Below are 26,987 nucleotides of genomic sequence, written 5' to 3' on the forward strand. Positions count from 1 at the left end.
TAACTCTCATTAAACCTATATATTACCAATTATCTTTATCATACTCTTAGTCTATTCATTTTCAATAGTATTTTTCCCAAAAAAGAAAGGTGTCTTCCCAAAATAGGAAAACACCTTTTTACTCATTTATTCTTATTTAAAGCAATGCTAACGATAAAACCAAGACACATGCCTACAATAGCTGGAACAATCCACCCAACACCTTCTGTATAAAACGGAATGTACTTTAATACTGACGTCCACTGATTCATCATTACATTTTTATTTAAAATATCAATTGCACTAAATATCGCTACAACCCAAACAGTTACTGCATATACGTATGCATACTTCCCAATATACTTATGGAATAACCCTAGAATAATAAGCGTTAATGCAATTGGATAAATAAATCCAAGAATTGGTACTGATACTTTTAAAATTTGCGTTAATCCTAAATTAGCTAAGATCATACTAACAACGCTTACTATAAATGCCCACACTTTATAAGATACTTTCGGAAATGCACTCGCAAAAAATTGACTACAAGACGTAACAAGTCCAATTGAAACACATAAACACGCGATAGTAAAAATAAGACCTAATAAAACGACTCCGCCCTGTCCAAATAATGTAATCATAACTTGTGCTAACACTTTCGCACCGTTATCAAATGTTCCTAATGAGCCACTAATTGCCCCCACATATCCAAGGATGACATAAATAATCGATAATAATAGTCCTGCCCCGATTCCAGCAATACTCATATATTTCGCTAAACCTTTATCATCTTCAATACCCTTTGCACGTAATGCATTTGCAATAACAATTCCAAAGATTAAAGCAGCTAACGCATCCATTGTTAAATATCCATCTAAAAACCCTTGAAACATAGGAGCTTGGCCATAGTTCCCTATTGGTTCTTTCATATCTCCTACTGTTGTAAACATACTCTTTATAAAAATAAGTGCAATCATACATAATAATAACGGCGTCAAGACTTTTCCAAACAACCCCATTAATTTAGATGGGGATAAACTTAACCAGTAAACAATACTAAAGAAAATAACTGTGTAAAACAATAATACTCCGCTTCCTGCTTCAGGGAATAACTGACCTGGCCCCATTTCAAAAGCTAAACTTCCCGCACGTGGTATACCAAGCCCAGGTCCAATAAATACATACACGATACATGGAAAAATAATTGCAAATGAAGAATGAACCCTACCCGCTAACGTTTGAAAACTTCCTGCTTTTGCAATGGAGATAACACCTAATATAGGAAGACCTGTTGCTGATATAATAAATCCTACTAATGAAATCCAAACATGTTCTCCTGCTTCATATCCAAGGAAAGGTGGAAATATCAGATTCCCTGCTCCAAAGAACATAGAGAATAACATAAGGCTAATAAGTAAAATTTCTTTTTTCTGTAACAATTTCATTTCTTTCTCCTTCTTTAATTTCATCTTTTATGAAATCAATTTCACATATAAAAAGTACAATAACCCGCTTCCTTACAAAGAAAACATAGTCCATAGTCTATCACAAAAGAAACACCCATTCTATAGCTATTCCTCTTTTCCAATTTCTTCTGAAAAATCAACCTTTATTGACTTATAATAGTTAATAAGGTAAAATATTAAATGTACAAAATTATTAACTTTGTTTTTGTTTGTGTCAGGAGGAAAATAACATGGAATCAGCGATACAACTAGAAAGAGAACAACAAAGAAAAAAGAAACATCCTCCAGGTTTATACTTACTCTTCTTTACAGAAATGTGGGAAAGATTTAGTTACTATGGATTACGAGGATTATTAACATTATATTTAACGACAGCTTTAGTAAGCGGTGGTCTTGGGTTTAGTCCCGCATGGGCACTCTCTATTTACGGATTTTATACTGGAGCCTGTTATTTCACACCAATGATTGGTGGATACTTAACAGACCGTTTTCTAGGTAGACGAAAAGCAATCACAATTGGTGGCATAACAATGGCAATCGGTAACCTTACACTATTTGCCTTGCAAAACCAATTAGGCCTATACCTCGGATTAGCGCTTATTATTATAGGTAACGGATTCTTCAAACCGAACATCTCTACACTGGTTGGAGAATTATACGAAGAGAACGATCCAAAACGTGATAGTGCATTTACCATTTTCTATATGGGTATTAATGTCGGGTCATTTTTAGCTCCACTCGTTTGCGGATTTTTATCAGAAAATTTATTCAAAACAACAGTTGATGGCGTTGTACATTACGGATTCCGTTACGGTTTCTTAGCCGCTTCAATCGGAATGATCATTGGACAAATTTTATTTACAACACTCTCAAATCGCTTCCTTGGTAATATCGGTAAAAAACCAACTCGCGATTTACAAACAGCTGCTGGACAACCATCAGTAGGAGATACACCGTTAACAAAAAAAGAAAAACAACGTACCGCAGTTATCGTCATTTTAACATGCTTCGTTGTCTTCTTCTGGGCTGGCTTTGAACAAGCTGGTAGCTCATTAACATTATATACAAACAAATTTGTAGACCGCTCTGTGTTCGGATGGGAAGTTCCAACATCTTGGTTCCAATCGGTCAATCCATTATTTATTATTTTACTTGCTCCAGTCATTTCTGCATTATGGGCAAAACTTGCAACTCGCAAGCAGGGTGATTTAAAAATCCCAACTAAAATGGGACTTGGTATGATCTTGCTCGGTATCGGTTATATCATTCTCGTTATCGCTACATTAAAAACAGGTAGTGATGAACATAACATTACAGAAAAAGCAAACTTACTGTTTATCGTCTTTACGTATCTTTTTCATACGTTAGGTGAGCTATTCTTATCACCTGTCGGACTATCAATGGTTAGTGCGCTTGCTCCGGTAAAATTAGCATCTTTACTAATGGGCGTATGGCTAGCAAGTTCAGGTATCGCCAACATTTTAGGCGGACAACTTGCAAGCTTCACAACTTCACTTGGATACGCTGAAGTATTCACAGTTATTGGCGCTGTGGCAATTGTATTAGGTTGTGTTTTATTATTAATTTCTAAGAAATTAGTGAAATGGATGGATTAAAAAAGATGAGGAATTTCTCCTCATCTTTTTTTATGCCGTTTTCCCTTGTTCTATTGCTTGTTCGTACAGCTCTTTATGTTCTTTATATTCACTTGGTACGAAACTCTTATAGAAGAATGAGAACCAGCTGTCTCCCTTTTTATACCCTTCTTCTCGAATTTCCGCTGCTTTTTTATTCGATTTAAATCCTTCAGTAAACCATTTCTTTAACAATTCATTTCTTTCATACTTAGCAGGAACTTTTAAATCATAGTTTTCAAATGCATACTTATAGCCAACTTTTTCTACTGCCTTTTTTGTAGACTTATAGCCTTTTTCATACGCTGTTTCATATGCCTTCACGTATACTTCTTTCTCTCTATTTCCAGGATTCTTTTCAGCTAGTTCTTTCCCTGTCTTTTCCCCTAACTCAGCTTGCTCTTTTTCAATTTTTTCTGTTCTTTCTTTATTCCCTACTTTGAATCCGTCTGCAAAGTTTACCTTAAACTCTGGAGCAACTTGACTATCGTCCATCGTCTCTTGTGCTAAACCTTGTTCTTTTCCTTTTTCAAAATGCGTTTTCTTCTGCTCTTCTAAAGACCATGCGGCTGCATAAGTCGCTTTAAACGCTTGTTTATATGCATCAGATTTTCCAGCTACATGCACTTCTGCATCATTTTTTCCTGCTTTAAAATCAGTTTCTCCATTCTTTTGACCTTCAAGTTGACCTTTTTCCATATCAGCTTGGCGCTGCGCTTCCTCTTGCTTACGTGCCTCTTCAGCTTTTCTTTGTTCCTCGGCTACACGCTGTCTCTCTTCTTCAGCTTTACGCTGTGCTTCTGCATTACGTTGTTTTTCAGCCTCAGAGTTGCGCTGTGCTTCTGCAGCACGTTGTTTTTCAGCCTCAGTATTGCGCTGTGCTTCTGCTTGTCTCTCAGCTTCTACAGCACTGTTATTGTTCTGGCTAGGGGCTGGGCTCGTTGCGCCACTACTAGAAGCTGGTTTATTGTGATAATGATATTCCCCGTACTGTAATCCCCACTTCTCACAATTTGTACGACACGTATGTCCGCCATTAGCATCTGTACGCCCTGGATGCGCATAAGCTGAAATTGGAGCTACTAATAACGCTATACTCGTTGTTAAAAGAAGTTTCTTCACCTGTTGTCTCACTCTTGTTCCTCCCAAAATATAGAATTCCAACTTTATTATACATAAATAGAAGAATACTTAAATGCGAACCAAAATATTCTATTATTTCTCAACATTAGTAAAAAAGAAGGTGAACTCTTTAAAGAGTTCACCTTCTTTTTTACTTCTTCGCCTTCGTTCCTACTAAATCACCAGCAACAACATAACGCTTAGAATTATCCTTTACAGATACACATGTAATAAGCGTTATCTCATCTTTCCCATGATCCTCTACAACTTCCCACTTATCAGGAGTTACTTCAGATACACCAGTAACCGCATACTCATATTCATTTTCATTGTCATACAAATAAATTTTATCGCCTTTTTTCAAAGAAGCTATATCACTAAATAAAACACCTTTTTTAGACATATTATGTCCTGCTAATGCGTAATTTCCTTTTCCCATAACTTGATTCTCTTTTACTGTCGCTGCACCTGATAATAAGTTTTTTTCAGTAGAAGCTTTTAAAACAGGCAGTTCTACTGAAACACTTGGAATCGAAATACGACCAATTACTTGTTTCTTATCTAATGATGCATTCGCTACTTCCGCCAAGTCTGGTTGATTAATTTTGGAAGCATCTACAAATTCCGTCTCATGCTTTTCATAATCCATCTTTTGAACAGCCTGCACATTTTCAGTCTGTTTCTTTTCAGCCTGATATCCATCATAAAATGGCTTTCCAATTAACACGCCACCTACAACAAATAGCAGAATTGCTACTATACTATAAATTCTTTGCTTATTCATACACAGTTCCTTTCCCTTACAAAATCTTACTCTATATAAAATGATAAAATAATATCGCTATATGTACAAGTATTAGCTGAAAAGAAACCTTCTTGCCGGTGCAAGAAGGTTTCTTTTTAAGCTAATTTATTTCTGTATAGTGATACGTGAAATACTTTCATTTGAATAAAGAAAATAGAAAATAGAATATATAATGGGTATCCAGGAAGATATTCATTAATAATAGGTGAAAAAGTTAAAAATCCAACTGCACAAGGTAAGACAAACCATAACGATACAAATGTTGTTCTACAAGCTTTATCCGTAATCGCTTTTTCACGTTCATCTTCTAGTGGAAATAATAATGGATACATCCAAAAAGATAAATTCTTATATTTTTTCTTTTGAATTCGATAAAAAATTGTAACTATAATTACTCCAATAAATAATAAAATGAATGGTACTCCATTAAACCATACTTCAAATGGGAATTTCTCGTTTTTAATTATATGTGCTAACTCTGTAATAACACTATAAAATTCAACAAATGTCCAGCATGCTAAAGCAGTATAAAGCACGTTTATGATATAAGAAAAAACAATTCTATTCATCCTCTTCCCCCTCCTTATTTAAAACAAACACGTCTTCCATCTTTAACTGGAACACATCACAAATCGTAAGTGCTAATAACAACGAAGGAACGTAATCCCCTTTTTCAATTGCAGCAATTGTTTGTCTCGTTACTCCAACCTTTTCTGCTAATACACTTTGCGTAAAGTTAAAACGAGCTCTTAATTCTTTTACTCTGTTTAAAATGGTCAAATTTACCACCTCTCACCATTATTGTATGCTATCCTTAACAAAATGTAAACTCAACTTAACATTATTATTATAAAAAAATCCAACTCTACGTATTGTAAAGTTGGATTACGTGTTAGTTTAAAATTGTAACTTTAACTGTTCTTCTGCCCCAACTACTTGATGAACCTTTATCTGGCATTAAAACATCAATTCTATGCCCCTTAATAGCTCCACCAGTATCGGCTGCAATTGCGACTCCATACCCTTCAACATTTACAGTCTTACCTAATGGAATAACATTTGGATCTACAGCAATTAATTTCATTCCTGGGTTTGCAGTTAAGTTATAGTGTCCCCATGCAGAAAATACTTGTTGACCTGGTGCATAACCATTTTCCCCTGGATCAGCTGTATAAGCTGTAGCTTCTACATAAATTTCTTTCCCACCAGCAGTTGGCTTAGAAATTGGTTCAGGTTTTGCAGGTTCTACCTTCGAATTATTATTAGCAACTGGTTCAGCTGGTTTACTAGCTTTTTCCTGCTTTTGCTTTTCAGCAATTTCTGCTTGTGCTTTCGCTAAAGCTTCTTGCTCTGCTTTTGCAGCCGCTTCTGCTTTTGCACGCTCTTCTGCCGCAATTCTTGCTGCTTCTTGCTCACGAGCAATCGTTTCTTGTACTGCCTTCATATTTGATTCAATTTTAGCTTTTTCTTCCGCTGCTAAATTAAGTTGACTTGCAACCTGGTTATATTTAGCTTGAACTGTTTGTAAGTTATCTTGACGTTTTTTCAAGTTATCTTGCAGTTCAGCTTGCGCTTTTGCTAATTTTTGTTTGTCTACTACTAAAGATGCTTCTTTTTCGTCAATTGTTTTCTTGTCCTCTTCAATTTGGCGAAGATCTTGTTCTTGTAGACGTAAAATTTCTTTATCAGCTTCTAGAATAGTAGAAACTGCGTTCATACGCTGTAAGAAGTCTGCAAAGTTTTTTGACTCTACTACAACTTCTACTACTAAACTTGTATTTGAACTGTTTTGAACAGAAACCATACGTTTTCTCATAATATCTTTACGAGCAAGGACTTTATCCTCTAAAACGACAATTTCTTGCTTTTTTTGCTCAATCTGCTTATGTGTTTCATCGATTTTACGTTGAATAGCAGCTTGATCCTCTTTATTTTTTGCAATTGTATTATTTAAATTATGTAGTTCGTTTTCGATACCTTTAATTTCTTTACTAACAGCTTGCTTCTCTTGCTCTTTCTTTTGCATTTCTGCATCGTTTTGTTGCAATTGCTGTTGCATGTTGTTAAGTTTCTCGTCGTTTGACTCTGCTTTTACAGCGACTGTACTAGAAAGACCGATAATTCCTGCTAATACTAGACTACTGATTCGCTTAAAATAGTTCATAATCCGACTCCCTTCTTATACAGTTATACATGATTTATTTTACAGTTTGTTTACAAAACGATTAAATACAGTTTATTTTTCGTGACGAAAAAAAGAGAATTATGAATAAAATGTAATAGATTCTTAAATATTTAACAATTCCTATATTTAAAAAATACAAAAGATGCTAAAATCCAAATATAGAGAAAATATAACTTTCGAAGGCGGTTGAAATAAATACATGTTTACTCAAAAGAAATCACTCCAACATACAATTGCTCAATTAGAAGAGCGTATACAAGAATTAGAAGCAGAATTAAAACAAAAAGATATTGAAAAACAAGAGACTATTTCTACTATCCACGATCGTGTACAAAGCGTTGTCCAAGAGCACCAACTTGTAAATAACCAACACAATACACTCCAAAATTTAGTTCAACAATTAAGTTCATGTTTCGAAAATGTTTCAACACGTACGACACATTCCAATGAGTTAAATAATGAAATGTTGCAAAAGGAACAAAGCTTAATTCAGTCTATTGCAGAAATTATTGACTGCTCTAATGAAGGAAAAGAATCCGTTCACCGCTTACTTATTGTAATTAATAAATTAGGTGAACAATCCCAACGCACGTCTAATAGTATGAATCATCTAAGCGAACGCTCAAAGGAAATCGAGCAAATTGTAGAAGTCATTCAAAACATTGCAGCACAAACAAATTTACTTGCTTTAAATGCGAGTATTGAAGCCGCACGTGCTGGAGAACACGGTAAAGGATTCGCTGTCGTTGCCAATGAAGTAAGAAAACTAGCAGAAAGTACAGCAGAAAGTACAAAAAACATCGGCAACTTAACGAAAAAAATTCAAGAAGAAATTGAAAAAGCATACGATAACACAAAAGATAATTTACATTTAGTCGATGAAGGTGTAGAAATGAGCGCCGATACAAACGCTAGAATTGAAAATATTTTAGTTATGATTCAAACGTTACAAAATGGTGCTACAAATGTTATTAAGGCTATTGAAAACCAAAAATCTTGTAATGATGACATATTACGAGAATTCGCTAACACACAACAAATGTTCCAAAAATTAAATACTACTATTATGAATCATATTCATGATGCTGAAAAAGTCGATGTTCAATTGTCTAAAAGTCTTCAAGGAACAGTAAATTCTTAATTAAAAATAAAAATCCCTTATACTGCTATAAGGGATTTTTATTTTATTTCGAATATTTATTTCTTTTCAATATTCATCCATATCTTTGTTATAATGGAAAAGTTGTTTCTTTCAACTAATAAACAAGGAGGTTATTATGGAACAATTTTACTACGTTTTAAAATATTTAATTCTCGGGCTGTTCCAAGGACTAACAGAACCAATTCCGATTTCTTCAAGTGGTCACCTCGTTTTAGCACAACATTTGCTAGGACTAAAAATAGAAGGGTTTAGCTTCGAACTACTTGTTAATTCAGCTTCATTATTAGCTGTATTACTTATTTATAGAAATGATTTAATTCGTCTAACGAAGAATGGTCTCTCTTATATATTTACAAGAGCAGAAGACGCAAAATCAGATTTCTTCTTTATTATTTATCTTGTTATTGCAACCATTCCAGCAGGTGTTATTGGTGTTTTATTTAAAGATTACATTGATCAGTACTTAAAAGGTGTGAAGATGGTTGGGATTTCCCTTCTTATTACTGCTGTCGGCCTTTGGATTATTAGAAATTTACGCGGTCGTAAAAATGATGGCGACCTTTCTATGAAAGATGCAATCATCGTCGGATTAGCACAAGCTTGCGCACTGATTCCCGGAATAAGCCGATCTGGTGCCACAATCGTGGCAGCAATGTTACTTGGGATGAAGCAAGAAACAGCTCTTCGCTTCTCATTCTTACTATACATTCCTGTTAGCTTAGGTGGCTTATTGTTAAGCATTACAGACATTGCAAATGATCCAAATCTAGACACATTATTCGTACCATATGTCGTTGCATTCATCGCAACATTTATCATGACGTACATTTCACTAAAATGGTTTATGAACATTATGGCAAAAGGAAATTTAAAATATTTCTCTTTCTATTGTATTATCGTAGGTGTACTTACTCTTATTTTCTTATAAAGTGAAACTTACAAATCGAAAGCGAGTCATTCTATTACACTAGATGACTCGCTTTTTTATACCTGTATTAAGTTAAAACCTATTATTTATTTTGAATTTTCTGAATATTATAATATTATTTAAGTTCACTATTACAGTAATTCTATCTTTCCTACTATTATCGTAAAAGAGGTGTTTATATGTTTATTGTTACTAAACTCATTCACATTAAGTACGGATATGAAAGTGAGCTACTTTATGGGCTTAAACAATATTATCCTTCTCCCGGAACGAATGGTTGTATTAACATAGAGTTTTCACATGTTCATCGTACAAATGATAAGGCAGAATATATGATTCGTACGTTATGGAAAACACAGCAAGATTACCATACATGGCTTTCTCAAAGAGAAAACAATGAAACTTTGAAGCATAAAATACAAAGCTATATCCTTTCTTACAAATCAAATGCTACCTATGTATATTAACCCTTCTCTTTTTATTCCTTACGAGGGGAAAAATGATAAAGTAGAACTTTAATCAGCTCTCATCAATCGGGCTGTTCACAAATAACGAGATAAGGCCCCTCTTACTTTTCATACTGTAAGAGGGCTTCTCTTATGCATACACTTTCTTCTCTTGACAATACAAACGAATAACATGTTTATTTTGTTGAAATACATCATGCGTCAGACGAATAATAATAAAGTTTCTTTTTGTTTGATCATCATGAACAAAAATCTGTTCTCCCTCCTGAAAACGCCATGCACTTTCAAAAGTCGTAATATGATCCCCACTTACAGAAAAAAGTTCATATCGCATCTCTTGTACCCTCTCTCAACTTATATAATCACAATATCCTCATATTAAATTTATTATAACTTAATTCCTATAAAATTAGTAATTATTTCTATTTCGAAAGATTTTAACTTTGTATTTAAATATTTTTAGCGCTATAATGATAAACGAATTTTTATTGAAAGGAGTTTTACTTTGACTGCATATTTATTTCCAGTGAAAACAGCGTTTATTTTATTTCCCTTTTTAGCAATGTTTCTTTTAATCCCTTTTTTAATATTTAATTATCGAAAATACGGTTATTTAAATAAATGGCGCTCATTTATTTTATACTCATTATTACTTTACTTATTAAATGCCTATTTTCTTGTTATTTTGCCATTACCACAAACGTTTGATACTTGTAGCCTACAACCGGCTAATACACAACACATGCAACTCTCACCATTTTATTTCATACAAGAGATTAGTAGTCATACATCGGCAGTTTTAACGAAACCAGCTACTTATTTCTACTTATTAAAAGAGTCTGCGTTTTTACAAGTTGCATTTAATGTTCTATTAACTGTTCCATTCGGTATTTACTTACGTTATTATTTCCGACGTAGTTTCTTACAAACAATTTGCATTTCCTTTTTCCTTTCACTATTTTTCGAGCTAACACAAGTGACTGGATTATACGGTATATACAATTGTGCATACCGATTATTTGATATCGATGATTTGTTTTTAAATACATTAGGTGGCGTAATTGGTTTTATCATTGCACCAATATTTACGTACTTCCTTCCGAAGACAAATGAGTTAGATAGTCATATTGATTTGGAAACGAAACCAGTCGGATTCATTCGTCGCCTTATCGCGATGCAAATTGATTGGATTTTCTTATCTATCGTTGTACCTGTCGTTAAAAACAAAGGAAATTCTTTCTTCGTTTCTAATATGCAATCTTACACCAATATATATGAACTCATTTTCATTACGTGTGCAATCCTTATTTACTTTATTATTATTCCATACTTTACGAATGGAAAAACAATTGGGAAAGCATTGCTTCGCATTCACCTGAAAGGAAAATCAGATTGTATTACATTAAAAGAACTATTTATTCGCTACGGTATATTTTATTTTGCGTTAGGCGGAATCAATTACATTCTTTCTAGTAGCTCTATGTTAAATCATACAGAACCTTTAGTATTACTCGTTACATTGTTATTCCTATTTATCATTAACGGCCTATTTATTATTCATGTTTTACTGCATGTATTTAGCCGTGATAAACTACTTTTTTATGAACATATTAGTCATACAAGAAATGCAATTACACTAAAAAAAGCTGACAAATAATTATTTGTCAGCTTTTTTATATACATAATGTGAAACTTTAATCAGTGGGGGTCTTACTGCCCGGCAAATAGCGGGATAAATAACTTTTCTGCATAAGGATTAAAAAACATTCCAAGTTCATCTAGAGACTTCCTCGCCTGTAAAAACGAATGAAACTCTGGATATATATCTTGTAATTGCTCATACGATAATGTATGCATTTTCCCCCAATGCGGACGCCCTTCATACTTCAGAAAAATTTTTTCCATTTCGCCAAAGTAAGCAGCATATTTCATACCTTTATACATATGAACAGCGATATACGCTGAATCTCTTCCATAGGCTGGACTAAGCCATATATCATCACCTTTCACATAGCGGCATTCAATCGGGAAGTGCACCTTATACTTTTTCTTTTCAATAATATTTGAGATTTCTTCTACCACAGTCCTCATATACTTTGAAGGAATGCTATACTCCATTTCATAAAATGGTACCGTACGTGATGTAGCAAATACTTCATAGCTCGGGCCAATTATTTTTGTGTTTGGTACAGCCTTAGCTGATAATCGACTCACTCCTTTACTTATAGAAGGAAACCATTTACACCCTTTAGATAGTAAAGAGAACATCCTATTTTCAAGTAACTCCACCTTTAGTTTATGCCATTTCAAATCACTGCCTTGATTCGTTGTTTCGTTCGTAAGTTTTACTTGTACTTCATCAGAATAAGGAAAAACGAAAAATTCAAAGTGACGATGCTTCTTATACTCTTCTAGTTTGTTCATTACAGTAGATAATGACTGTTTTTCACTTTTATAAACGAGTGAATACGCTGGAATAACCTTCAATTTTATCTTTACAATGATACCTAACATTCCAAGTGACAACTGAAACGCTCTCCAATATTCTACGTTCTCAGCTTCCGAACAAACTATACTCTCACCATTAGATAAAACTGCCGTAATCTCTATAACTTGTGTTGATAAGCTCCCAAAGGTAATACCCGTTCCATGAGTCCCCGTACTAATCGCTCCTGCAATAGATTGTGAATCAATATCCCCTAAATTTTCTTGCGCATAACCTTTTTCCTCAAGTAACTTCCCTAAATCATATAACTTTGTTCCTGCCCACACTTCAGCGACCATCTTCTCTTCATCAATATTCACAATGCCCTTCAATTCATCTAAAGAAACTAAAACTTCTTCCGTTTGCACAAGGGGTGTAAACGAGTGTCCTGAACCAACAACACGAATTTTCTGCCCCTTTTTTCGTGCAAGCCCCACTACTTCTACTACATCTTGTATACTTTCTGGATACATCGTATAATGCGGCGTTCCTTCTACATTCCCTGTCCAATTCCTCCACTTTTGTCCCTTTATAGAAAGCATTGGCCATCCCCCCGATATGTTGAATACTCCCCAACAATCTCTCCTTTTTTAACACGATACAAAAAAGGAAAGCGCTCACATAATTCACCAGCCTTACTATGACGAAACAAAATGGACTCTCCTATATCCACTCGTTCCTCACCGTTATAAAAAATTGGCGTTTGTACCTCGCCAGCACCTTCTAAAGCTAATAGTTTTGCACCCTTCGGTCTCCAAACTTCAGGCTCTTTATCTTTTCCAACTGCTCCTGAAGCAATATATCCACCACCTAGGCAAGTGTAAATAAACGGGACTGGTTTACGCACAACTGGTAAGGCAAATCCGACCGCTGGATGAAATTTCACCTCTTTATAATAATCAAACAGCTTCGGAGAATAAAAAGCAGAACCTATTGTAATCTCTGAAACTGAATTATCTTTCTCAGTTGTTTTTATGCTTCCTGTTCCGCCTCCATTTACAAACCTTAGCTCAATACCAAGTTTTTGTATTGCTTTTACAATATATTCTCTTCTTTCTTTCACTTCTAGCACTGATTTCTGCTTTAAATACGAAATCACTTTACTTTTCAGCCATTGATTCGGTATATGGTCTCCCACCCCAGCAATTTGAGCTTCATAACCCATCACACCATCTAACATTAAATATGATGACCTTCTCACCTTTTCTACTACTTTCAACGCATCCTGCACATTTTTTACTGGGGATCTTTGTACACCAAAATGAAATTGAAAGAAACGACTACTCATATCAATATCCAAACAAACACGAAAACATCCTTTAGATTTCTCAGCAATTTTTTCTAAATACACAATATGCTCTTCACAATCCACCATACAAGTTATAATGAAACCTTTCTTTGTTAGCAAACTAATTTCATACAAAGCTCTTTCATCATAAGCAGGATATCCAAGCAATAAATCATTAAATCCTTGTTCTATTAAAAATAAAGTCTCTCTAGGTGAAAAGCACATAATACCTTGAAATCGATCATTTGCAGCTAAAATTTTTTGCATAATCGGAACAGAACGTAACGATTTACTCGCTATACGAATCTTCTTATTTCCACTTAACTCTATAATCGATTGAATATTTCTATCTAAAGCCACTTCATCCAAAAATGCACACGGTAATGGAACTTCTTTAAAAATTCCTCGATCCACATTTTTCTCTCCTCTTTTCAATATGTCTTATACATATTGGAAAGAAAGTATGATTTTCCTGTTTGCAAATAAAAAAAGTTTCTTCTTTACGAAGAAACTTTTTGAAACTACTTCATAGAAATAGTCGCCTCTACTGGATAATGATCAGAGTAATCATTATACGTATATTTTTGGAACCACGATGTAACAGTCCATTGTGGAGATTTCGGCTGTAACACCTTATTCTCTATATACGATGGGTTCGCATGGTCTTTGCTTGCAATAATATAATCTAAATATTCGGCAGGACTATCAGGGAAATTATATTTTGCAATACTGTTTGTCGTTGCATCCCAAGTCGCTGTATGTCCAGTATAAGATGGTACAGAAGCGTTCAATGTTTTAAACATAGATGCATACTCTGAATCATTATTGTTCTCTGCATTTATCTTATTTACGTTCATATCACCACCAATTAACACATACTCATTATTTGGTATATTTTTATTTTTAATAAAATCTTGAATTTCTTTTAATTGGTTCGTACGTACAGATGCTGGTGAAGTTTTTCCGCACATACTATCTTCAGCCTGCAAATGCGTCCCAATCACGTGAACGAAACGATCATTTTTCTTAATTTTCGTGTATACAAATCCTTTATTCGATAAATTATCTGGCCCGCATCCTTTTGCAAATACATATTGAATCTTTTCAGCGATTGGCCATTTGCTCACAATCGCAACGCCACCATCTTCAGGAGTTGAAGATGAATAGTTCCCTAACGTTTTATCCCATTCGCTTCCACTACTACGACCTAATACTGCTGTTTGATTTGGATATTCTTTCTTCAAATTGCCTAATAAACGATCTGAAGCACTATTATCAAACACTTCATTTAATATAACAACATCTTGATTCTTTATATAATCTGCCGCCCCGATTAAATCAGCACGCTCAGTTTGTCCCCAGTTCGGATATAAGTTTGTTGATAGCATATATACATTATGCGTCATCACTTTTAATGTATCATTTTGATTTGTAGATGCTTCTGCTTGAGCTGAAGTTCCGCTATATAAAGCTCCTAAACCAACCCCTAAGCTAAGTACACCTTTTAGCAATTTACCTTTCACGTTTCATACCTCCATGTATTGTATAGTAATAAAAAGGCCAAATACTCTATTCTGAGATTTGACCTTTTTCAAATACTTAACGATTTCCGTACGTATCAAACCAAAGCTGAATATATCCAGCAGTAACACGTTGTGCATCCATTAAACGCTTACCTGTCATTGGTGTAACTTCAGCGCGCCATTTATCTGCATATTCTTGTGATACAGCTGCTCTTACGAACCAATCTTTCGTATTATCATTTACAATGCCAGCGTAATCTTGTTTCGCAACTACTGCCGCTCCATGAATCCAATCTTCTGGATTCGTACCTTTCCAGTTCCAATACCCATTTCCATCCGTTACTTTATAATTATCTTTTATCGTATCTACAAAGTTTTCATATTTAGAATGGAATCCTTGTGGATACGAAAGGTTCGTAAAGTTTGCCGCATGCATTGGTTGGTTTACATCCCCTAAATAATGAAGAGATAATCCTAAATAGAAGAATGCTTGTTTCATATCTTTATTTTTGTAAGACTCACCAGCTAATTTAAAATATTTAGCTCCAGTTTCCTTTGCCTGCTTTGCATACGGAATATAAGTTTTCCCATTGTCAGGGTCATAGAAATGTGAAGCAAATGTGCTATTATCATAATAAGGATTTTCATAGTCAGCAGCATAAATACCGTTCTCTAACTCAGTACGCCATTCATTTAATAGTGCAACTCGATCTTGTTTTACAAGTGTTGTATTACGAGACATAATATCAATTGCACGGTTTACAATCCATAAATGAGAATTCACGCCTTCTTTATGTTTATCTTCAGCAGACCAGCGTGGAATAACTCCAAATCTCTGTCCCCCATCATTTTCATGAGCAAATGCAACACTTTGTAATGGAGCAACTAATGTAATAGCTGCCGCTAAAGCAAGTACTTTCTTTTTCATATAAAATCCTCCATTTTATAATTGAATTATTGTAAACATTTTGTTAGGATCCTATGATGTCGTCCGGTTAACCTATGACTAGAATATCCCACCTTTCACGAAATTTCTATCACTAAATTAAAATATGCAAATGTTCATATCATTATAACTTTATACACAGTGAATATAATGAATGAATACACTTTCATTTTAATAAACTATTATTAAGGCTTGTCTAAACTAATGTAAAAAAAGAGTAAAGCATACACATGCTTTACTCTTTTTTTCTATTCGATAATATACTTGGCAATTGTACATTAACTGCCAACTTATGTATAAATCCAAACACTAATCCGATCCCTATAAATATGTATAATATCGTAAATATCTTTCCGAAGTCAGTTTGGGGACTAAATTGCCCATCACCGACAGTAGTCAGCGTCACAACGCTAAAATATAAAGCATCCAGAGGACGTAACCCCTCCACTGTACTATAAAAGATTGTACCAGATATTAATGTCAAAATTGTTAATACGAATAACACTTGAAATTCTTTATCTTTCCATGCTCGCAAACAAGCTTTTAGCATCCGTTTCAATGTCAACATAAATGAAAGCATTAGACTTCCCCTTCCAAACAAAATACCTTTAGTTACAGGAAAGTCTATCACCTTTCTGTACAGAAAAAAAGTAGCCCTCTTCTATTTCTAGAAAAGGGCTACTTTTTTCGATTCTATCTTATTTAGGTGAAACAAGAATTTTCACTTGGGTTTTATCTTTTACAAGTGCTTCAAATCCTTCTTCAACAACTTGATCCACTGTAATTTTTTTCGTAATTAATTTCTCTGCTTGAATTTGACCAGAGCTAATCAATTTAATAACAGCTGGGAAGATGTGACGGTATCCTAAAATACCAATAACTTCTTTTTCTTTTAATACTAAGTTATTTGGAGTAATTGTTGCGTCTTTTTCCCATACACTAACAATTACAGTTTGTCCTTCGAAGCTTGTACTTTCAATCGCTTGGCGTAGTACAACTTCAACACCTGTTACTTCAAAGCTAACATTTACACCTAAACCATTTGTTAAGTTACGAATTTCAGCTAACACATCTTGAGTTGCTGGGTTTAATACATAATCCGCACCTGCTAATTTCGCTAACTCTTGACGTTCTTTAGAAAGTTCAACTGCAATAACAGGAGTTGCTCCTGCTGCTTTAGCTGCTTGGATAACAAGAAGTCCAATTGGACCGCAACCAAATACCGCTACAGCTTCCCCTTCTTTTAATTTACTTTGACGTACTGCATGAACTGCTACTGCTGCTGGTTCTACAAGCGCACCTTGTTCATACGTCATTTCATCTGGAATGTGATGAACCATATCTTCTGGTACTACTGTATATTCAGAGAAACCGCCGCCTTCTCCGCCAAGACCGTGGAAAACAAGTTGTTCACAAACATTGTAATGTCCATGTTTACAAGCTTCACATTTACCACAAGAATAAATTGGCTCTACAACAACGCGGTCTCCCACTTTATGAGATGTAACTCCTTCACCAATCTCTATTACCTCACCACTAAACTCATGACCTAAAATAACAGGTGCTTTCACATGTGTTAATGGATGTTCTTCTGTTGGAATAAAAATAGGCCCTGCTAAATATTCATGCAAGTCTGTCCCACAAATACCACACCATTTAACTTTGATTTTCACTGTTCCTGGTTTTACTGTTGGTTCTGGTACTTCTTCTACTCGTACATCACGTTGATTATGCCAAAGTAGTGCTTTCATTTTATACATCCCTCTCTATGTATATACTTAACCTGGTGAAGTTTACAATTCTATTATAATACTTCTATCCATATATTTCAAAAAAACAATCACATTCCCACTAATTTTTTACAAATAACGTTCAATATTTTGTCACTTTGTACTTTTTTCCACATCTGTTAATTCAATTTCATTGCAGGTGAAATTAGCATTGTGCCATAATAGCGTAGGAGAGGTGAATATCGCTTGAAATATTTTATTTACTTTATCGTTATCGTGGCATTTTTAGATACATTTTCACAATTACCTATTATGAGTACTTTCGCTCAAAGCCTTGGAGGAAGCCCTCTTATTATCGGGCTAGTTGTCGGTATGTACTCATTCGCTAATATGATCGGTAATATTATTGCTGGAGCCGCTGTCGATAAATTTGGTGCAAAAAAAATCCTTTATATAAGCATGGGAATTACGAGTTTCATAGTCTTGTTATACACCGTTGTTCAAAGTGGTGAACAACTATTAGTTGTTCGCTTTATGCATGGATTTAGTGATGGCTTTTTAATTCCTGCTGCCTTTACATTTTTATCAAAACAAACAAATGCAAAAAGACAAGGAAAAGCAATGGCTCTATCTGGTGCTGCTGTTGGAACAGCGGCAATCGTAGGACCTGCTTTCAGCGGTATTATGAAAGCAACAGCTGGCGTAGAGTGGGTCTTTATTACTATTTCTATTTTAATGGCTCTTGGTACGATCGTATCTCTATTCTTCTTACCAAATAACGTATCAAGAAAAGATACATCAAGAACGCAAATGATGAACAAAGAAGATATGGTTGAACTTTTAAAATCAGAACCGTTATTACAAGCATATATTGGTGCTTTCACATTAATGTTTTCACAAGGGATTGTCACTTATATGTTACCAGTAAAAGTTGAGGCATTAGCGCTTAAAGCATCTACAACAGGCATGATGTTAAGTGTATTTGGTATTACTGCTATCCTCTTCTTCTTGCTTCCAACAAATCGTATTTACGATCGATTTAATCGTTCGAAACTAATGCTAATCGGAATTGCAGTTATGGCATTCGCATTATCTTTACTCGGATTATTTGCTACAAAAGGTATGCTCTTTATCGTAATGATGATTTATGGAATTGGATTCGCAATCCTCTTTCCGTCTATTAACGCTTTACTCGTTGAAAATACTACAGACGATAATCGCGGAAAGGCATTCGGATTATTTTATGCCTTCTTCTCATTAGGAGTTGTTGCTGGCGCCTTTACAGTCGGCGCAATCGGAGCATCACCTAGCATCAGCTTCATTATCGGGACAGCATTTTTATTAACATTTGCTGGGATGATTTATGTAAGAAGCAAAGTAAAAAAGACAATGATGGGATAATCCATCGTTGTCTTTTTTAAAATGCATATTGATATAATCCGTAATATAATGGAAGCGTTGGAATAATGCCAATTAATTTAAATATAAAAGGTAATGGCTCATCTCGCTCTTCATATAAACGAAAAACAAAAACTGCAGTTAAAGTCCAAATGACGCTAAACAAGAAGATACATTTCCAAACAATCGAGGTTAATATTTGTATATCAAATACAAAACCAAAGAGCCCTATCCACGTAATAATAGATACTACAAAGTCAAACTTTTGAATTGGTGTTTGAAACATACCCCTTACTAACGAAATAATAGCTAACATTGCTACAATAACTAAATATATTTTCCAAAGCATAATGATAATCTCCTATTCAATTTAACTTTTAACTTTCAGCAAACCATATTTAATAAACAATATAGCATTATATTTTTCATAGAAATAATACAATGGATAACAAAATAAGAAGAAAATAAGTACAGTTGGTACACCGTCTATAATAGAAAAATATTTTACTAGTAATTCCTTAATACTCTCTCCAATCATAATAAATAGTGGAATGATACAAATTGCCACTAATATTAAACATGGTGTGATCCTCATTTCTTTTAATTTCACCTTACAATGTGGACACCTGAATGAAAAAGGATGCGGGAGATCCATAATATGTTGCGCAGTAATATTCCCTTCACACTGTGGACATTCAATAGCTTCTTTCATTTATCGCTTACTCCTTTCTATCTATAAAAAGAGCCCTATTGAATAGAACTCTTTTTTGCCCAATATATTACTTTTGTGTATAACCAAATAACAATGTAAATAAATTGAGCCGTAAAGGCAATAATACATCGCTTCTTTTAAAAAGAAAGTTTATAAATACCGACGATACTTCGACAATTCCCTCGGAAATATTTCCTTTCCCCACATAATTTGATACACTACACATGAATAAACACTTGTATTACATAAACTAAAATAATAACTTACTGTACAAATTAAAAAGCACACTCTTCATATGAAGAATGTGCTTTTATGTTATTAACGTTTAATCCAAACAGCGCCTGCCGATTTATCTTCTGCCTGTCCAACAACTTGGAATTTAAGTCCAAGGTTTGGAACTTTTCTTCCTGCATCTGCGATTTGCTTGTTACTATATACTTTTGAATCATCAAAAGTTGTAACACCTTGTAATCCAGAATAGTTAAACTGACCACGTGTTAATGAATTTACACTCCATGCTGGTGTTTTATCAAATGAAAATGCAGCGTCTGCAATTTGCATGCCCGTATTACCGTATGCTGGTTTTCCGTTTAAATTACCAACTAGCGCTTCTGGATGAGAATCTACAACACCAAGGAATCCTTCACCTGGATGCACCCCAACCCAGTTATCTTTGAAACTATCATCTGCATACCAAACGACAAGACCTGTATTATACACTGGACCTTCTCCTGCTTTTAAACCATTATCTGATCCCGCATAGTTTCTCCACTCTAAGTAGTAATAATGAGCTTTCTTCTCTGTCCCATCAGAAACAACAAAACCATTTAAATTCATTTTAGACTGTCCTTCTGCATCATCAGAAAATACAACTTGTCCATCAACAGTTACATTTACATTGTCCATCGCAAAACCTTTATATGTTACAGCCGGATCTGTAATATAGTCTAATTGTAGTTTCACTTTTTTGCCTTTAAATTGACTTAAATCATATGATTTATCAATCCATTTCCCATCTGTTGTATCTTTATCTCCTTGGACTACTTTTTCTCCAAGTCTATCAATTAATGTTTTCGTTCCATCTTCTGTTACTGCATGTACTTCGACGAAATCGCACTCTGCTTCTAACTCATAATTTGCTTTATAATCGAATTTTGCATTTGTTCCTTTTGTTAAATCAAAGAATGGTGTCTCTAACGTTGTATGCATATCATCGCCTCTTGTACTATAATATGCATGCTTTCCAAACTCCGGTTTAATCGTTTCAACACTTTTACCTGGTAAGTTAACACGTACAACGCCTGGACGATTTGATTTCGTAACACTTTGATCAATATAGGTAGGAACTCCCACACCACTCTTAATTTTATCGTAATCTACTTCTAATATTTTTGCCCAGTTGCCACCCATATTCTTTTGTAAGAAGTCTTTATTTTGTGGTGAAAAACTAGTCGGTTCTGTTCCTGCGATTTTCCCTGTCCAACTACCTCCACTCATTAATGACCAAGCTTCGACTGGTGAACCATTTCCAGTATATTTCGTGTCATATTCATCTGGTAATCCAAGATCATGTCCAAATTCATGTGCAAACACACCTACAGCTCCATCTTCTGGTTCAATTGTGTAATCATGTGCTGCTACTTTACCACCAAAGTAATCTACCTTTGATTTTGTACCTTCAATCGCTACTGGATCTACTGCTAATTTTGAACGATGTGACCAGATCGCATCATCACCTAATTTACCACCACCTGCTTCTTGACCAACACCAGCATGGATTACCATTAAATGATCAATTACACCGTCAGGTTCGTTTTGATTCCCATCCCCGTTTGTATCATATCTATCAAACTGATCAAACTGAGATAAATCTAGTCCTTTCTCAGCAGCTGCATGCAAAGCTTCTTTCACTAAATCACGTGCACCTTTCGGACCTTTATTATCGTGACCACTGCTACCATCAGCTCCATAATCAGATGCTTTTCCTGGAACTGTTAGCCACTCCGTTACATATCCGTCTGTCGTATAACTACCACCAGACTGCTCTTCATAGTATTGTTTAAACGTTTTTACTTTTGAACCATCAAATAATGTATACGGCTCCTTACCGAACAACATCTTTTGATAATGTTCTCTACTAAAGTCTTTCGAATACATATAACCTGGTGTTTGATCAATATTATTATGTTTATAATCACTAAATTCAACGAGTAGCACTAATACTTTATCCGATCGAACAGATCCTTTATATGGAGCTTGCTTTGCTTTTGAAGTTGGAACTTGCCCATTTAATTGCTTTTTATTTGGTTCTGGCTTTTGCTCAAGATTAATATTTTTTTCAGTCTTTTTTACATTTTCCTTTTCTTCCATCTTTTTCTCTTTTACTTTTTTTGTGAAATCAGACGTTTCTTGTAAGTGAGCATCTGGAAGAATTTCTTTGTTCGCCTGATCTCCTTGTTTCTTTTCAATATATTGCTCGACAGCCTTTTTCGTCTCTTCTTTAGAAGATGCTGGATTAATTGTTCCTCTTTCTTTCAAAGCTTCCGCTAAACGATCTTCTTGAATTAAATTGTAATCAATTGGCGTTGTAGACACATTCTCTTTCTCTTTTGCTGGCGTTTCTGCATATGCTAACGGCGCACTCATTACAGATGTGCATCCGATAATTGCTGCAATTGCTAATGATGACAACACTTTAAATGGGGCTTTTCTTCTCATTCCATTTCTCTCCTTTTATAAAACTTAAAATTCAGATAAATCAGTGCATATTTGTCGAAATCTCTGTTTACTACCCTCCCTATATAAAAAGACATAATTCTATAAACATTAAACTTTCTGTTATAGAATCATGCCCTCCAGTTTTCTGGTCAGACCCTCTATCTGTTTATCCCTTGGTTCAACTAATAATCAGTGTGCTGATGAACAAAGCCCCCACTGATTAACGTTTCACTTTATATCGAAATATGAAAAATAAAGAGTTATGTGATATATATTAAATATCTTATATAACAAATTTAAAAGACAATATGCAAAATTGCATGAAAATTCTTTTAAATAAAAAAGAATCCTAGTCAATTAAACTAGGATTCTTGATTTTCTATTATTTCTCTTGTGTTTTTTCCCAATCAGCTAAGAATTTCTCAATTCCTTGATCTGTTAATGGGTGCTTCACTAATGAAGCAATTACGTTTGCTGGGATTGTTGCAATATGTGCACCGTTTAATGCTGCATCAGTTACGTGAACGCTGTGACGTACAGATGCTGCAATGATTTCTGTTTCGATGCCATGAATTGCAAAGATTTCTGCGATTTGACGAATTAAATCCATACCGTTATGACCGATATCATCTAAACGACCTAAGAATGGTGAAACATATGTTGCACCAGCGCGAGCTGCAAGTAATGCTTGAACTGCTGAGAATACTAATGTAACGTTTGTACGAATTCCTAAATCTGAGAATGCTTTTACTGCTTTTAAACCTTCTGTTGTCATTGGAACTTTTACAACAACGTTTGGAGCAATCTTCGCTAATTCTTTTCCTTCTTCAATCATTTTATCAGCTTCTAAGCTAATTACTTCTGCACTTACAGGTCCTTCTATAAAGCTGCAAATTTCACGAATACGCTCATGGAAATCTACGCCTTCTTTTGCTACAAGTGATGGGTTTGTCGTTACTCCAGCTACTACGCCTAATGCATTTGCCTCTTTAATTTCGTTAATGTTTGCTGTATCAATAAAAAATTTCATTTGTTATTCTTCCTTCCTAATTTTCATTTTATATTTATTTATTTTTCTTAATAAGCTCTAATTCAATCGGAATAGATTTGTCCACTTTTTTACCTTGTGTTATCTCTTTTGCTGTTTGCATCGCCTTCTCTCCGATTAATTCCGGTTTTTGAGCGACTGTTGCAGCCATACGCCCATCGTTAACCGCTTTCACAGCATCTTCTGTTGCATCAAATCCAACAACTACTACATCGGTTTTTCCAGCAGACTTCAATGCTTCAAGTGCACCTAATGCCATCTCGTCGTTATGCGCAAACACGGCTTTAATATCACCATTTGCTTGCAAAATGTTTTCCATAACAGATAATCCTTTCGCTCTATCAAAATCAGCCGCTTGTTTTGCAACTACTTTTAAAGACTTATCGGCTACGTTATGGAATCCTTTCCCACGTTCACGAGCAGCAGACGATCCAGGGATTCCTTCTAACTCAGCAACGTTTGCTCCTTCGCCGACTAATTCACGAATGTAATCACTAGCCATTTGACCACCTTCGATATTATTAGATGCAATGTGAGAAACAACCTTACCTGAATTCGCAACGCGGTCTACTGTAATAACAGGAACATTTGCTGCATTTGCCGCACTTACCGCTGAAGCAACAGCATCTGAATCGGTCGGATTAATAACAACTACATCGACACCCTTTTGAATTAAATCTTCAACATCGTTCGTTTGCTTCGCTGCATCATTTTGCGCATCAACAGCAATCAATTCGATGCCGCTATCTTTCGCTTTCTTTTCTGCACCCTTTTTCAAAGTTACAAAGAAGGGATTATTTAAAGTTGAAACAGAGAATCCAACTTTAATAGTTTTATTTCGACCTTTATCGCTAGAATCCTTTGCCCATTCTGGTGGTTCCATTGAACAACCAGCAGTAATGACCATAATACATGCAACGAGTATAAGTAACCATTTCTTCATGAACTGTCCCTCCATTACGCTTCTTTTCGGCGATCAATTAATACAGCTAGTAAGATTACAAGTCCTTTTACAACTTGTTGGAAGAAAGAAGATACACCTAATAAATTTAAACCGTTATTTAGTACACCGATAATTAGTACACCGATGAATGTACCAACAATCCATCCTCTTCCCCCAGAAAGACTTGTTCCACCTAATACAACTGCTGCAATTGCATCTAATTCGTAAGAAGTACCTGCAGTCGGCTGTGCAGAATCTAGTCGTGATGTTAAGACAATACCTGCAAGCGCTGCCAAAATTCCGGAAAGACCGTAAATCATTACTTTAATTCTCGTAACATTAATACCTGATAGTGCTGCTGCTTCTTCATTTCCACCAATTGCAAATGTACGACGGCCAAATGTCGTTTTCTTCAAAATGAAGTACAGTACTGCGAAAGCGATCATCATTGTAACAGCTGGTACCGGAATACCAAGAAAATAACCGCGGCCAAACATTTGGAACATTAAATGATCACCAAGACCAGTGATCGGACGTCCGTCCATATAAACAAGCGTCAACCCACGAAAAATAGTCATTGTTGCTAAAGTTGCAATAAATGGAGCTACTTTTCCTTTCGCAATGATGATACCGTTTACAATTCCCATTACAAGACCTGCTAATAGTCCAACTGCCATTGCAAGGAACGGATCCATGCCACTTGCCATCATTCCAGCAACAAGTGCACTTGATAATGCTAAAATAGAACCTACCGATAAGTCAATACCCCCTGTTAAAATTACAAAGGTCATTCCGAATGCAATAAGCGCATTAATCGATACTTGACGCAGTATATTAAATAAATTTGGAATTTCAATGAACGCTGGATTTAAAGCTGTAATTACGACGATAATTAATACTAAACCGATTAAAGAACCGAGTTGTTGTAATACATTCCCCTTCTTAGCCATTCTTACTCTCCCCCTGTAGCTAGTGCCATAATAGACTCTTGTGATGCCTCATCTTTCCCTAAAATGCCGCCGACTTTTCCTTCATGAATAACAAGAACTCGATCACTCATCCCTAAAACTTCCGGAAGCTCAGATGATACCATAATAACGGCATCGCCTTGCTCTGTAAGCTTATTCATGATAGAGTAAATTTCTTTTTTCGCTCCAACATCTACACCTCTTGTTGGCTCATCTAAAATGAGTAATTGCGGATGAATGCCTAGCCATTTTGCGATTACAATCTTTTGCTGATTTCCACCAGAAAGAGATTTCACTGCCTGCTCCCCGCTAGATGCTTTCACATTAAGAAGCTTCATCATATCTTCTGTAAACTGCTGTTCTAGCTCGTTGCTTAGAACACTTCCCTTTGAGAGACTTTCTAAATTCGGTAAAGCTAAATTTTCTCGAATTGAAAAATCTAACACTAATCCTTCAGACTTTCTATCTTCTGTAATGAAAGCTATTCTTTGTCTAATTGCATCTATTGGACTATCAATCTTTACTTCTTGTCCATTTATAAAAATTTGCCCAGAGTCTAGAGGTTCATACCCAAATATCGCTTTCATAATATCTGTACGGCCAGCCCCCATCAAACCAGCTACACCAAGGATTTCACCTTTTCTTACTTGAAACGAAACATTTTCAAATTTCCCTTTCTTCGTTCCGTTACGCATTTCAAAAATAACATCGCCAATTTGACTATTTCGCTCTGGATAACGTTCACCAATGCTGCGCCCCACCATCATACTCACTACTTCATCAAATGATGTTTCTGGAATTAATCTCTTTCCGACGTATTCTCCATCACGCAAAATCGTAATGGCATCACATATTGAGAAAATCTCTTCCATACGATGCGAAATGTAAACGAATGAAACATCCTCTTTACGTAACTTATTTATAACTGTAAAGAGCGTTTCGATTTCACGGTCCGTCAGTGCCGCAGTAGGTTCATCCATGATAATAACGCTCGCGTTTGTCATTAACGCTTTCGCAATTTCGATAATTTGCTGTTGTCCAACAGATAGCTCTCCTGCTAACATAGCGCCTTTTACATGCAACCCTAACTCCGCTAGTTGCTGCTGCGCAATCGCGTTCATTTGTCGAGTGCGTAAAATACCTGTTTTCCCATACATTAACTCTTTACCGAGAAACATATTTTCAGCTACTGTTAAATTCGGCAATATGTTTAGTTCTTGATGTATAAATGCGATGCCGTAATCTTCAGCTTCTTTCGCATTTTTAAACGTACGTTCTTGCCCATCAATCGTGATTGTTCCACCATCTCTTTTGTATACACCTGTTAAAATCTTCATGAGCGTTGATTTACCCGCTCCATTTTCCCCCATCAATGCATGGACTTCTCCTGTTTCAATCATAAACTGTGCATTCTTCAAAACAGGATTGCCATTGAACGCTTTTGAAATGTTTTTCATTTCAATATGCATTCTCATCACTT

Annotated in this window: 25 protein-coding genes and 1 pseudogene; 6 read left to right on the top strand and 20 right to left on the bottom strand. The window is 35.2% G+C overall.

The window, feature by feature from the left end; genetic code table 11:
• Positions 1-122: 122 nt before the first annotated feature.
• Complete coding sequence (brnQ1, locus tag ACTJJY_RS13350) at positions 123-1,424, bottom strand: branched-chain amino acid transport system II carrier protein BrnQ1 (RefSeq protein ID WP_440605701.1); 1,302 nt, start codon at positions 1,422-1,424, stop codon at positions 123-125.
• Between the two features lie 251 nt (positions 1,425-1,675).
• Here brnQ1 and ACTJJY_RS13355 point away from each other — a divergent pair, with 251 nt between their 5' ends.
• Complete coding sequence (locus ACTJJY_RS13355) at positions 1,676-3,061, top strand: peptide MFS transporter (RefSeq protein WP_000443143.1); 1,386 nt, start codon at positions 1,676-1,678, stop codon at positions 3,059-3,061.
• A gap of 30 nt (positions 3,062-3,091) precedes the next feature.
• On the opposite strand, the gene ACTJJY_RS13360 is transcribed toward ACTJJY_RS13355, so the two are convergent.
• The 5 genes from ACTJJY_RS13360 to ACTJJY_RS13380 all read right to left on the bottom strand — a co-directional run bounded on the left by ACTJJY_RS13360 (position 3,092) and on the right by ACTJJY_RS13380 (position 7,170).
• Positions 3,092-4,213: a YHYH domain-containing protein gene (locus ACTJJY_RS13360; protein ID WP_440605702.1), complete on the bottom strand. Its 1,122-nt coding sequence runs from the start codon at positions 4,211-4,213 to the stop codon at positions 3,092-3,094.
• Between the two features lie 139 nt (positions 4,214-4,352).
• On the bottom strand, positions 4,353-4,985 hold the full coding sequence (locus ACTJJY_RS13365) for a class A sortase (protein ID WP_001041724.1): 633 nt from the start codon (positions 4,983-4,985) through the stop codon (positions 4,353-4,355).
• Positions 4,986-5,101: 116 nt separating this feature from the next.
• Positions 5,102-5,575: a DUF2178 domain-containing protein gene (locus tag ACTJJY_RS13370; RefSeq protein WP_440605703.1), complete on the bottom strand. Its 474-nt coding sequence runs from the start codon at positions 5,573-5,575 to the stop codon at positions 5,102-5,104.
• Positions 5,568-5,786 carry a helix-turn-helix transcriptional regulator gene (locus ACTJJY_RS13375; RefSeq protein WP_000154019.1) on the bottom strand — a complete coding sequence of 73 codons (219 nt, stop codon included), beginning with the start codon at positions 5,784-5,786 and terminating at the stop codon, positions 5,568-5,570. Before ACTJJY_RS13375 ends, ACTJJY_RS13370 begins: the two co-directional genes overlap by 8 nt.
• 112 nt (positions 5,787-5,898) lie before the next feature.
• Positions 5,899-7,170: a 3D domain-containing protein gene (locus ACTJJY_RS13380; RefSeq protein ID WP_440605704.1), complete on the bottom strand. Its 1,272-nt coding sequence runs from the start codon at positions 7,168-7,170 to the stop codon at positions 5,899-5,901.
• A 631-nt stretch (positions 7,171-7,801) separates the two neighbouring features.
• Here ACTJJY_RS13380 and ACTJJY_RS13385 point away from each other — a divergent pair.
• The 3 genes and pseudogenes from ACTJJY_RS13385 to ACTJJY_RS13395 all read left to right on the top strand — a co-directional run.
• A pseudogene (locus tag ACTJJY_RS13385) lies at positions 7,802-8,332 on the top strand (methyl-accepting chemotaxis protein); the annotation flags it as partial.
• Between the two features lie 136 nt (positions 8,333-8,468).
• A complete protein-coding gene (locus ACTJJY_RS13390) occupies positions 8,469-9,281 on the top strand; it encodes an undecaprenyl-diphosphate phosphatase (protein WP_000434794.1) in 813 nt (270 codons plus the stop codon).
• A 179-nt stretch (positions 9,282-9,460) separates the two neighbouring features.
• On the top strand, positions 9,461-9,748 hold the full coding sequence (locus ACTJJY_RS13395) for an antibiotic biosynthesis monooxygenase (RefSeq protein ID WP_440605705.1): 288 nt from the start codon (positions 9,461-9,463) through the stop codon (positions 9,746-9,748).
• 130 nt (positions 9,749-9,878) lie between these two features.
• On the opposite strand, the gene ACTJJY_RS13400 is transcribed toward ACTJJY_RS13395, so the two are convergent.
• Positions 9,879-10,082, bottom strand: coding sequence for a hypothetical protein (locus ACTJJY_RS13400; RefSeq protein WP_001268332.1), 204 nt, complete (start codon positions 10,080-10,082; stop codon positions 9,879-9,881).
• Between the two features lie 171 nt (positions 10,083-10,253).
• Between ACTJJY_RS13400 and ACTJJY_RS13405 the strand changes: the two genes are divergently transcribed.
• Positions 10,254-11,405, top strand: a complete 1,152-nt coding sequence (locus tag ACTJJY_RS13405; RefSeq protein ID WP_440605706.1) for a VanZ family protein — start codon at positions 10,254-10,256, stop codon at positions 11,403-11,405.
• A 53-nt stretch (positions 11,406-11,458) separates the two neighbouring features.
• On the opposite strand, the gene ACTJJY_RS13410 is transcribed toward ACTJJY_RS13405, so the two are convergent.
• The 6 genes from ACTJJY_RS13410 to bdhA all read right to left on the bottom strand — a co-directional run bounded on the left by ACTJJY_RS13410 (position 11,459) and on the right by bdhA (position 17,741).
• Positions 11,459-12,775, bottom strand: coding sequence for a D-arabinono-1,4-lactone oxidase (locus ACTJJY_RS13410; RefSeq protein WP_440605707.1), 1,317 nt, complete (start codon positions 12,773-12,775; stop codon positions 11,459-11,461).
• Positions 12,763-13,935, bottom strand: coding sequence for an amino acid deaminase/aldolase (locus ACTJJY_RS13415; protein ID WP_440605708.1), 1,173 nt, complete (start codon positions 13,933-13,935; stop codon positions 12,763-12,765). Before ACTJJY_RS13415 ends, ACTJJY_RS13410 begins: the two co-directional genes overlap by 13 nt.
• Before the next feature lie 107 nt (positions 13,936-14,042).
• Positions 14,043-15,044, bottom strand: coding sequence for a sphingomyelinase C (gene sph / locus ACTJJY_RS13420; protein ID WP_000676799.1), 1,002 nt, complete (start codon positions 15,042-15,044; stop codon positions 14,043-14,045).
• Between the two features lie 76 nt (positions 15,045-15,120).
• Complete coding sequence (cerA, locus tag ACTJJY_RS13425) at positions 15,121-15,972, bottom strand: phospholipase CerA (protein WP_000730997.1); 852 nt, start codon at positions 15,970-15,972, stop codon at positions 15,121-15,123.
• Between the two features lie 253 nt (positions 15,973-16,225).
• Entirely contained in the window at positions 16,226-16,570 is a 345-nt protein-coding gene (locus ACTJJY_RS13430) for a potassium channel family protein (RefSeq protein ID WP_000948244.1), read from the bottom strand.
• Between the two features lie 118 nt (positions 16,571-16,688).
• Complete coding sequence (bdhA, locus tag ACTJJY_RS13435; protein ID WP_000645827.1) at positions 16,689-17,741, bottom strand: (R,R)-butanediol dehydrogenase; 1,053 nt, start codon at positions 17,739-17,741, stop codon at positions 16,689-16,691.
• A 225-nt stretch (positions 17,742-17,966) separates the two neighbouring features.
• Between bdhA and ACTJJY_RS13440 the strand changes: the two genes are divergently transcribed.
• Positions 17,967-19,121, top strand: a complete 1,155-nt coding sequence (locus tag ACTJJY_RS13440; RefSeq protein ID WP_440605709.1) for an MFS transporter — start codon at positions 17,967-17,969, stop codon at positions 19,119-19,121.
• Between the two features lie 16 nt (positions 19,122-19,137).
• On the opposite strand, the gene ACTJJY_RS13445 is transcribed toward ACTJJY_RS13440, so the two are convergent.
• The 7 genes from ACTJJY_RS13445 to rbsA form a co-directional block, all read right to left on the bottom strand.
• Positions 19,138-19,467, bottom strand: a complete 330-nt coding sequence (locus ACTJJY_RS13445) for a hypothetical protein (protein ID WP_000964465.1) — start codon at positions 19,465-19,467, stop codon at positions 19,138-19,140.
• A gap of 21 nt (positions 19,468-19,488) precedes the next feature.
• The gene (locus ACTJJY_RS13450) at positions 19,489-19,830 is read right to left on the bottom strand and encodes a hypothetical protein (RefSeq protein ID WP_440605710.1); all 342 of its coding nucleotides are present in this window, start codon (positions 19,828-19,830) and stop codon (positions 19,489-19,491) included.
• Between the two features lie 318 nt (positions 19,831-20,148).
• Positions 20,149-22,548 carry a M6 family metalloprotease immune inhibitor InhA2 gene (gene inhA2 / locus ACTJJY_RS13455; RefSeq protein ID WP_440605711.1) on the bottom strand — a complete coding sequence of 800 codons (2,400 nt, stop codon included), beginning with the start codon at positions 22,546-22,548 and terminating at the stop codon, positions 20,149-20,151.
• A 382-nt stretch (positions 22,549-22,930) separates the two neighbouring features.
• Complete coding sequence (gene fsa, locus ACTJJY_RS13460) at positions 22,931-23,578, bottom strand: fructose-6-phosphate aldolase (protein WP_000667666.1); 648 nt, start codon at positions 23,576-23,578, stop codon at positions 22,931-22,933.
• 34 nt (positions 23,579-23,612) lie between these two features.
• Positions 23,613-24,539 carry a ribose ABC transporter substrate-binding protein RbsB gene (gene rbsB / locus ACTJJY_RS13465; RefSeq protein WP_000758975.1) on the bottom strand — a complete coding sequence of 309 codons (927 nt, stop codon included), beginning with the start codon at positions 24,537-24,539 and terminating at the stop codon, positions 23,613-23,615.
• Positions 24,540-24,553: 14 nt separating this feature from the next.
• Positions 24,554-25,489 carry an ABC transporter permease subunit gene (locus ACTJJY_RS13470; protein WP_001074641.1) on the bottom strand — a complete coding sequence of 312 codons (936 nt, stop codon included), beginning with the start codon at positions 25,487-25,489 and terminating at the stop codon, positions 24,554-24,556.
• A gap of 2 nt (positions 25,490-25,491) precedes the next feature.
• The gene (gene rbsA / locus ACTJJY_RS13475) at positions 25,492-26,976 is read right to left on the bottom strand and encodes a ribose ABC transporter ATP-binding protein RbsA (protein ID WP_440605712.1); all 1,485 of its coding nucleotides are present in this window, start codon (positions 26,974-26,976) and stop codon (positions 25,492-25,494) included.
• Between the last annotated feature and the right edge of the window lie 11 nt (positions 26,977-26,987).

The sequence above is a fragment of the Bacillus sp. 22475 genome (assembly GCF_052044835.1).
Taxonomy (GTDB): Bacteria; Bacillota; Bacilli; order Bacillales; family Bacillaceae_G; genus Bacillus_A; species Bacillus_A cereus.